The organism is Pantoea sp. CTOTU49201 (genome assembly GCF_032054795.1).
GTDB lineage: Bacteria > Pseudomonadota > Gammaproteobacteria > Enterobacterales > Enterobacteriaceae > Pantoea > Pantoea symbiotica.
This window is the reverse complement of sequence record NZ_DAMBSA010000191.1, coordinates 1-8,611: the sequence shown is the minus strand read 5'-3', so window position 1 is coordinate 8,611 and position 8,611 is coordinate 1. Positions and strand designations below refer to the sequence as shown.

Annotated in this window: 10 protein-coding genes and 1 pseudogene; 8 read left to right on the top strand and 3 right to left on the bottom strand. The window is 54.2% G+C overall.

Features of this window, described 5'->3' with window-relative positions:
• Positions 1-131: pseudogene (locus RTY00_RS14190) on the top strand (hydrolase); the annotation flags it as partial.
• A gap of 76 nt (positions 132-207) precedes the next feature.
• Positions 208-456, top strand: coding sequence for a hypothetical protein (locus tag RTY00_RS14185; RefSeq protein WP_008105442.1), 249 nt, complete (start codon positions 208-210; stop codon positions 454-456).
• Positions 457-497: 41 nt separating this feature from the next.
• Here RTY00_RS14185 and RTY00_RS14180 read toward each other — a convergent pair whose 3' ends face one another.
• Positions 498-2,090, bottom strand: a complete 1,593-nt coding sequence (locus RTY00_RS14180; RefSeq protein WP_312664879.1) for a methyl-accepting chemotaxis protein — start codon at positions 2,088-2,090, stop codon at positions 498-500.
• A 124-nt stretch (positions 2,091-2,214) separates the two neighbouring features.
• Complete coding sequence (gene dcm, locus RTY00_RS14175) at positions 2,215-3,606, bottom strand: DNA (cytosine-5-)-methyltransferase (RefSeq protein ID WP_312664878.1); 1,392 nt, start codon at positions 3,604-3,606, stop codon at positions 2,215-2,217.
• A gap of 128 nt (positions 3,607-3,734) precedes the next feature.
• Here dcm and RTY00_RS14170 point away from each other — a divergent pair, with 128 nt between their 5' ends.
• The 6 genes from RTY00_RS14170 (at position 3,735) to dgcQ (ending at position 7,798) form a co-directional block, all read left to right on the top strand.
• Complete coding sequence (locus RTY00_RS14170) at positions 3,735-4,211, top strand: very short patch repair endonuclease (RefSeq protein ID WP_008105435.1); 477 nt, start codon at positions 3,735-3,737, stop codon at positions 4,209-4,211.
• Between the two features lie 70 nt (positions 4,212-4,281).
• Positions 4,282-4,554: a hypothetical protein gene (locus RTY00_RS14165; protein WP_008105433.1), complete on the top strand. Its 273-nt coding sequence runs from the start codon at positions 4,282-4,284 to the stop codon at positions 4,552-4,554.
• A 14-nt stretch (positions 4,555-4,568) separates the two neighbouring features.
• On the top strand, positions 4,569-5,471 hold the full coding sequence (locus RTY00_RS14160) for a DUF808 domain-containing protein (protein WP_008105432.1): 903 nt from the start codon (positions 4,569-4,571) through the stop codon (positions 5,469-5,471).
• A 44-nt stretch (positions 5,472-5,515) separates the two neighbouring features.
• On the top strand, positions 5,516-5,650 hold the full coding sequence (locus RTY00_RS14155; protein ID WP_255253243.1) for a hypothetical protein: 135 nt from the start codon (positions 5,516-5,518) through the stop codon (positions 5,648-5,650).
• A 182-nt stretch (positions 5,651-5,832) separates the two neighbouring features.
• Positions 5,833-6,012 (top strand): YodC family protein, encoded by a 180-nt coding sequence (locus tag RTY00_RS14150; RefSeq protein ID WP_008105429.1) that lies wholly within the window; start codon positions 5,833-5,835, stop codon positions 6,010-6,012.
• Positions 6,013-6,145: 133 nt separating this feature from the next.
• Complete coding sequence (gene dgcQ, locus RTY00_RS14145) at positions 6,146-7,798, top strand: cellulose biosynthesis regulator diguanylate cyclase DgcQ (protein ID WP_312664877.1); 1,653 nt, start codon at positions 6,146-6,148, stop codon at positions 7,796-7,798.
• Here the strand turns inward: dgcQ and RTY00_RS14140 are convergent.
• Positions 7,795-8,611: glycosyl transferase (locus RTY00_RS14140; protein WP_312664876.1), on the bottom strand; the 817-nt coding region annotated here is incomplete at its 5' end. The genes dgcQ and RTY00_RS14140 overlap by 4 nt on opposite strands.

The following is an 8,611-nucleotide window of genomic DNA, read 5'->3' as shown; positions in this document are numbered from 1 at the left end:
GACGCCTGCTGGCCGAACATAACGCCGATTTTCTCGTCCACTACATGGGCAAACTTTGCGCCGAGCTGCAGGGCAATCTGACCTCCATCGATGAGTCGGTGTTAAGAGATTTCAGCCCTATACACTCGTAATATTAAATTTTTATGACAGTCTGTTAAGTTTCATCTGCTTCCGCTACGTTGTTGTAAATCAAAAGGGAGTATGAAAATGACCGAGACTGTTAACTTAACCATTAAAATTGACCCGGCACTGAAAGAGCACATCAAACAGTTAGCCGCAGATAACCAAATCTCCATGAGTCAGGAGATCGTTAATCGCTTGCAGGCCAGTTTAGATGCGGGTGCGCAACCGGCCATTGATAGCCTGGACACCCAGGAAGCGGTGGAAGATCAGCTCTCTGCTGCGGAATTGAAGCAGATTCGTGCGCTGCTGAAGAAAAGTAAGAAGAAGAAATAAGCGAAAAACCCGTCATTGACGGGTTTTTTTATGCCTGCAGATTAAATACGGAACTGCTGCGCGCGCTGCGCCAGGCGGTCAGATAACTCGCGCAATTGCACCGCCGATTGCACCTGATGGGCGTTCAGCGCTTCGTTTTGCTGTAGCTGTCCGCTCATCTCCACCACTTCCAGCGCAATCTTTTTCACCCGATGGCTCTGCGCGGCACTGTTTTGCTGCAGCTCGTTCAGCTGCGTTACCACGCCAGACACCGCAGCGCTGATCTGCGCGAACAGCACTTCCAGCGCTTTCACCTTATCGAAGCCATCATGCACATGCTGCTGCGTATGCTGAATCAAGCCATCGATCTGGCGCGTGGAAGCCCCGCTTTGCTGCGAAAGCAAGCCCATCTCTTTGGCGACCACCGAGAAGCTGCGGCCGTAAGCGCCCGCATGTGCCGATTCAATTGCGGCGTTCAGCGATAACAACCGCGTCTGCATCGACAAGTCATCCAGCATGCCCACAATCCCGGCGATATCATCGGATGCGGTGACAATTTGCTGCATCTGGGTTTCCATCTTATCGACCTCTACCGCGCAGTTACGCATCAACGCATCGGCTGATTGTGCTTCCTGCGTTGCCTGCTGCGAGAACTGTGCACCGATCTCCACCTCTTCCGAAACGCGATCCAGGCGCTGAGACAAGTGATGGAAGCTGGCATTTTGCTTCTGGTGTTGCTGCATCACTTTTTCGTTGTGCTGCTGCATATCCTCGGCACCGGCGGCCACGCTGACCGCCACGGTGTTGATGTCGCGCACAATCTGTTGCAAGCCGCGCCGCATGGTATCAATCGACTGGAACAGCTGGCGCGTTTCCAGCGACTGGCGACGCGGATGGTTTTGCGCGTCAATAAGATCACCGGTGGCGATCTGTTCCAGCTGCGCGTTAGCGCGACGCAGCGGCAACAGCACGCCGCGCATCAGCAAGCTGGAGGCCAGCACCAACAGCGCCATCAGCACTGCGCTGACAATCAGCGACATATTGCGGCTCAGCTTTAAGGTGCTGAGCGTGTTCTGATTCACGCTGCTGAGCTGATGATTAGCCTGCTCGATTTCACTGAACCAGGCATCATTAAACTGTTGCTGAAACGCCTGCATTGGCACCATAAAAAAGGCGTTGATGTCGTTAGCCGCTAATCCTTTTAGCTGCTCCTGCAATCCTTCCGCCAGCATGGCGAAACCTTGCGCCAGCGGGCTATCTGCATTGGCGTGATAGGCGGCGAACTGTTGCTGTGCATTTTTCAACGAGTCATCGGCCGCCGCAGCCAGGCTTTTCCAGCTATCGACTGAGCCACTTTGCTGATCCTGCATCAGATAGATGCCGGCGCGATGGCTGTTATCGCTGGCGGTGAGCAGCTCGATACGCGCTTTATCCAACAGGGCCAGACGTTCGCGCAGTTGATTGGCCTGCTGCAGTGAAGTTTGCGTCTGATTCACGTGGGTATTCAGCAGCAGCACACCGGCAAACTGCAGAGAGCAGAACAGCACAATGAACAGCAAAAACTGGCTACGCAAACTGGTGAGCCACAACGGGATTTTCAGGGATAACCGCACGCGCAGCCGCAGCGGCAGAGAGATAACAGACAGGAGTGACATCACACGCCTCCAAAAAATAAAACAGGAGTATTGGCAGCACGCGTGACAGTTTGGTGACAGCGGGCGCGATTAGGCGGAAAACAGCATAAAGCGCGGCCCTAAATAAAATTGTGGTCCTGAATAGCTACGCCTTTTGCGCGGCGTACTGTTCAATCAGCGGCAATAACAGTTGCGCCACCGCAGCAAATACCGGCACCACCACCGAGTTGCCGAACTGCTTGTAGGCTTGCGTATCGGACACCGGAATGCGCAGTTTGGCTTCTCCCGGCGCTTCAAAACCCATTAAGCGGGCGCATTCACGCGGAGTTAAACGACGCGGACGGCGCGCCATGTTCTCCGCCTGCTGGAAATCGCTTTCGCCTTGCGCGTGATCCCAGCCGCGATCGATGAGGATTTCCGAACCATCTTTGTAATAGCGCGCCGATAAGGTACGCACACAAATGTTCAGATTACGCGGGTCGTTAAGGCCAAAGCCGAAGCCGTTACCTTTGGCTTTGTGCTTTTTCGCGTATTGATAGAGATAATTCCACAACGTTGGCGATAGCGTGTATTTTGCTTCCGGCTCGGGTTCCAGCAGGCTGTGTAACGACGGCACCTTTTGCGGATAGAGCGCGGGCAGGGCGCGCAACGAAAAGCCATTGCTGAGCCCGCTGTCGCGACGAATGCCCACCAGCACAATGCGCTCGCGATGCTGCGGCAGAAAATGGCGCGCATCGATAACCTTGGCATCCGGCAAACCGCTGTCGTTGGCATCCGCCACGTCATAGCCGAGCTCATCCAGCGTGGCCATAATGATGGCGAAGGTGCGGCCTTTATCGTGGCTCTTGAGGTTTTTCACGTTCTCCAGCACGAAGAACGGTGGCTTTTTCGCGGCGAGAATGCGCGCCACATCGAAGAACAGCGTGCCTTGCGCTTCGCACTCAAAACCGTGCGCGCGACCCAGCGCATTCTTCTTGCTCACGCCCGCCAGCGAGAAGGGCTGGCAAGGAAAACCGGCCAGCAGCACCTGATGATCGGGAATGGTGCGATCGATATGCTGATAAATTTCCTGCTCATCGTTGATGCCAGCTGGCTGCGTAACCAGACGAATATCACTGTTGAAGTGGTGCAACTGCGGATCGCTATACAGGTTAGCTTTGTAAGTGCGCACCGCTTCTTTATTCCATTCGCTGGTGAACACGCACTGGCCGCCAATCTGCTCGAAGCCACGGCGAATGCCGCCGATACCGGCAAACAGATCGACAAACTGGAATTTGGCGTCGTCATAATGCGCCGGACGCTGCGGCAGCAAGGCCTGCAGGCTGGCGACTTCGCGGCTGGAGAGCGCAGGTGCGGCACTTTTACCGGCGCGAATACGATTCAAACGCGGCACGCTCCAGTCGCGGCCACCGGCGTCGGTTAAGGTGATAACCACATCGCGTGCGGCATAGATATCGAGCACCTGCAGTAACAGCGACGTCGCGTCATCCTGATTGGCGGTAAACGGGGAGGGCGAGACGGGGTCGATAGCGAGCATGCGTTTTTCCTTAACAGTGAAGCGGCTATGCTAACACTCATCACGCAACGAGGAAATTGGCGTGCGGTGTGCTTTCGCTTTTGGCCTAAGCCGCTAAAGTTGAAGAAGCGCTAATACAAGGAGACGCTATGGCAGACGTTCACTCGCAAGCCATTCGCAGCAAAAACATGCGCGCCATTCGCAATCAGGATACCGCGATTGAACAGCGTATTGCGTTGATTCTTAAAGATCGCGGCTTCACCTATCGCGTGCAGGATAAAGCGCTGCCGGGCCGCCCGGATTTTGTCCTGCCCGCCGAGAAAGCGATTATCTTTGTTCACGGCTGCTTCTGGCATCGCCATCACTGCTACTTATTTAAGATGCCCGCCACGCGTACCGAATTCTGGAGTGGCAAAATTAACAGTAACGTTGAGCGCGACCGGCGTTACGTCGAACAACTGCGCGAAGGAGGTTGGAAAGTACTGATTGTTTGGGAGTGCGCGCTGCGCGGCAAACTGCAGCTGGAGGACAGCGCGCTGATTGAACGTTTAGAAGAGTGGCTGCTGGCGGCAACCGACAGCAGCGAAATCGACCATCAGGGCTTGCATCACTATCGCGTTGAATAGTGCGAGATTGTTGCTTTTAGCCGCCATAACAGTTTAGATCTCCCTTTTCTCTGGGACGCGGAATTGAGCCATGAGCAGCATCAAACTTACCGTTAAGCGCCTGTATCAACTCCGCGATGAGCGGATGGTGACAACCCAAGCCACGGCGCGCATTTATCTTGGCGATCGGCTGGTCGCCACCGAAGAGATCAGCGGCATGACGGAAAGTCCGGTGAGCAAGTATTTGCACGCCGGGGATCTGACGGGGCCATTACGCGTTGAATGGGACTGTGCGGGCATCGCCGATATGTCAGTGACGGCGATTGAGCGTTGCCCCTGTTGTCAGGATCACGAACCGGAATAATAAGGAATACCACTTTGGCAGGAACCAGTTTACTTACACTTCTGGATGATATTGCAACACTACTCGACGATATCTCGGTAATGGGCAAAGTTGCGGCAAAGAAGACTGCAGGCGTATTGGGTGACGATCTGTCGCTTAATGCGCAGCAGGTTAGCGGTGTCAAAGCCAACCGTGAATTGCCGGTTGTATGGAGCGTGGCAAAAGGCTCCTTTCTCAATAAATTAATTCTGGTGCCGCTGGCGTTATTGATCTCGGCTTTTGCGCCCTGGTTGATTACGCCGCTATTGATGATTGGCGGCGCGTATCTCTGCTACGAGGGCGTGGAGAAAGTGCTGCACAGCCTGAATCACGATAAGGCTGAGCAAAGTCCGGAGGCGCGTCAACAGCGTCTCGACAAACTGGCGCAGCAGGATCCGCGCGCGTTCGAAAAAGATAAAGTCAAAGGCGCGGTGCGCACCGACTTTATCCTCTCGGCAGAAATTGTCGCCATCACGCTGGGCATCGTTTCGGAGGCGCCGCTGCTGAATCAGGTACTGATACTGGCGGGCGTCGCTATTCTGGTTACCATCGGCGTGTACGGCATAGTGGCGATGATTGTCAAAATCGATGATTTGGGATTCTGGCTTAAAGAGAAATCCTCTACCGTGGCGCAGGCGATTGGCGGCGTATTGCTTGCCTTTGCGCCCTGGTTAATGAAAGCCTTAACGCTGGTCGGTACCCTCGCGATGTTTTTGGTTGGTGGCGGCATTGTGGTACACGGCATTACGCCGTTACATCACGCCATCAGCGAATATAGCGCCGGATTCAACGGTTTGGTCTCGGCACTGCTCAGCAACGGCGCCAATTTGGTGATCGGCTTTATCATTGGGTCGATCGTGCTGTTGGGCGTAAATCTGATTGCTAAGCTGCGCGGCTAGCAGTTATAAAGCGCTGTAAATTTCTAATCACGGTCAGGAGAACGATGATGAACGACGATATGTTTGAATTTGATATCGATGCACAGCTGGAACAGGCTGAAGCCAAAGCGGCAGAGAAAGCCAACGAAGTCCCGGCTGATATCAGCGACGAAGCGGACTGCGAAGGCTGCAAAATCTAATTTTCCTGTTCGGGAAGTGCTATCAAAGCCGACAATAAATCTTGTCGGCTTTTTTTATTTGCAGAGTTTTTAACTGCTTATTCTGATTTAGTAGAAGTAATAGATTTATCGTATAGGAAAAAGTCGGTCACAGCTGCTATACCTAAACTCGGTCATTTAACGATGAAAGAGGGAGGTGCGGTATGATCTTTGCAATCAGTGACGAAGTTCAGCACAAACAGGGCGGACCCACCATGGTGGTCACCGGCTATGCCAGCGGAATGGTAGAGTGTCGCTGGTATGATGGTTATAGCGTGCGACGTGAGGCGTTCCACAGTGACGAACTCAGTCACTTATCAAGCGCGCAACAGCTGGCCAGTTGAATCCATTCGGGACGGTTTTTGCCGTCCCGAATGGAGTTGTAGCTCAATGGTTTACCTTTGATCCCTGCCTATAAATTTTTTCCCAAACTGACTACACTTTGCGCATTCGCCTCTTTTCGAAGCAGGGATGCACATGCCAAACTCACCTCAGTTATCGCGTTGGAAAAGTCCATTTATACCGGTTCATCTCTGCTTTCTGGCGGTCTTTCTCTTCTCCGCTTTTCTCACCGTGCATGAAGCCTTTGAGCTGAAAAACAATTACGAACAGCGTCAACGCGCGCAGTTATCCGACGTGCAGAAAAACCTCGACAGCCAGTTCCAGGAGAGCCTGGACGAGCTGCTCTATTACCAGCAAATGCTCAACTACGCGCTGACCCATCCGCTCGATTCCGATCACGCGCGCGAAACGGTGGCGCGCTTTCAGCAGCTGCGTCATCAGAATCCGTGGCAGCTACAGCTATCCAGCCCGCGCAGCATGCCGATAAACGGCGTCGGCGATAGCTGGTTGACGCGCGACCCGCTGTTATCGCGTGACGATACCCATATTGATCATGAGCTGCGTGCGGCGCTGGAGTTCAGCTTTATCCTGCAGTTTGGCGATACCAAACAGGATTTCCATTCCCGCTTCTGGTACATCTCGCGAGCCGGTTTCTACATCAGTTCGCGTCCGCCGCAAAATGCGCAGGAGCTGGAAGAGAGCTACGCCACCATGATTCAGCGCCCCTATTTCCGCGATCAGGATCCGCACAATCCGCTGCATGCGCGCCTGCGCTGGACCGAAGGTTATCAGGGCTTATTTGATGAAGGGCTGATGATGACGGTCAGCACGCCGATTATCAGCGAAGGTTATTGGTACGGCGTGCTGTCGATGGATTTCACTCAGTCGCGTATCCATGCCTTGCTTGCATCCGCGCGCAACAGCTCATTGCAGGGCAAAATGGTATTGCTGGATCGCTCACTGCATGAAATTACCCGATTGACTGCACCCAACGACCAGGCATTGACTGCGGAACAAAAGGCGTTGTTAGAGCAGCAAATTCTGCAGAGTCCAGCCGGTGTGTCGCGGCTCGGAACGCAATTTATTACCTGGAGCAAACTCAGGAACGTTGATGCCTATATCGTCAATGTTCAAAGTCTGAAGCAAGGCTTTTCACAAGAGTTAGGCCGCGTGGCGCTGTTTATGGTGGGTATGTGGCTGGTGTTTGTCTTGCTGCTGGTGGCGGCGCATCAGGTGATATTCCGTTTGGTGCGGCGCCTGAATGATATGTCGGCCAAACTGGTGTGGCGGGCAAATTATGATGGTTTGACACGCCTGCTCAATCGCAGTGCCTTCTTCGAGCAATTTGATGCGCTGGCGGCGCGCGGCCAGCAGCAGCAAACGCCGCTGGCGGTGATTCAACTGGATATCGATCATTTTAAAAAGGTCAACGATACCTGGGGACATCAGGCGGGCGATCAGGCCATCATTCGCGTGGCGAGCGTGATCAGCCACACGCTGCGCAAATACGATGTCGCTGGACGCGTTGGTGGGGAAGAGTTCTGCATCGTGCTGCCAGAAACCACATTGGCAGAGGCGCAGGCGGTGGCGGAGCGGATTCGCGTGCGGCTGGAGGCGAAAACTATTCTGGTTAACGCCAGCACCACCTTTGGCATTACGCTTTCGGCGGGCGTCAGCGGCAGCGAAGAGCAGGGCGATTACGCTGCCGAGAGCCTGCAGGCCAGCGCGGACAGCAGGCTCTATCTGGCGAAGACCGGTGGGCGTAATCGCGTCTGTGCAGCGGATTAAACCTTGCCGTCGTTATCCTCTTCGACGGCCTGATAAATACGCTGCAGAATATCCGGGAAAGCCGATTGCACACGGCTCCAGCTGGGAATAAACGGTTTCTCGTTCGGACGCTCAATAAAGGCTTGTCCGGCATCGAGAATCGCCTGAGTAAACATTTCCACCGCCGCTTCTTCAATGTGCTGATCAAACTTGAGGCCGTTCATGGTGGCTTCGTGGTTGTAAATCTCCATCATATCCAGCGCATTGCGGTAGTAAGTGGCTTTCAATACGCGGAACGAATCGCTGGTGAGCGGCACGCCCATGGTCGCCAGCTTACGCAATAGCGACTGCACGATGTCATTACTCATGCGCTTCAGACCGCCGGTGCCATCATCTTCCGCCAGCGGCTGATGTTTGTGGTCGTAGTTATCGGCAATCTCCACCTGACACGTCTGGCGCGTGGTGTAGTTACGATAAATCTCCGAAAGCACGCCAATCTCTAATCCCCAATCGCCCGGAATCTTGATGCCGTTGAGCACATGCGTGCGCATGGCGAACTCGCCAGAGAGCGGATAGCGAAAGCTGGTGAGGTAATCGAGATATTCGGAGTGACCGTAGACTTTCTGTAAGGAGCGTAGCAGCGGACCCACCAGCAAACGTCCAACGCGGCCATTTAATTTGCCATCGGCCACGCGCGCGTAAAAGCCTTTGCAGAACTCGTACTGAAACGACGGATTGGCCAGCGGATAGAGCAAACGTGCCAGCATGCCGCGTTCGTAGGTGACGATATCGCAGTCGTGCAGCGCCACGCATTGGTTGCGATCGGAAGCCAAC